We start from the raw sequence: 279 nt of genomic DNA, 5'->3' as shown, positions 1-279 counted from the left end.
ATTACGTCAGGTAATAACCCGCCCGATTCCTGCATGATTTTCGCTAATAAAAGATTTACATGTGATTCTACACCGTATTTAATGGATGCTTGTCGTACCAAGGGTTCATACCGCCTGACTTCTGGTGTAACGAGCGCCTTGCCTGTTATGTCACCGCCTATGTCAGGGTTAGTTTCTTGCTGATATTGTCCGAAGATGCCACCAATCAGGATAAGAGGAACCAAAAATAAAGGAAAAAGCGCTATCAGGACATAGCGCCAATTTTGGATTAAAAATACC

At 42.7% G+C, this 279-nt stretch carries 1 protein-coding gene; it reads right to left on the bottom strand.

Annotation, left to right across the window (positions count from 1 at the left end; translation table 11 throughout):
• On the bottom strand, positions 1 to 279 hold a 279-nt coding region (locus tag N7568_RS23120; protein WP_261612055.1), incomplete at both ends, for a lysozyme family protein.

Source organism: Paenarthrobacter aurescens (assembly GCF_025421775.1).
Lineage (GTDB): Bacteria > Actinomycetota > Actinomycetes > Actinomycetales > Micrococcaceae > Arthrobacter > Arthrobacter aurescens_B.
The sequence above is the reverse complement of the archived record's forward strand: the minus strand, read 5'-3'. Positions and strand labels throughout refer to the sequence as shown.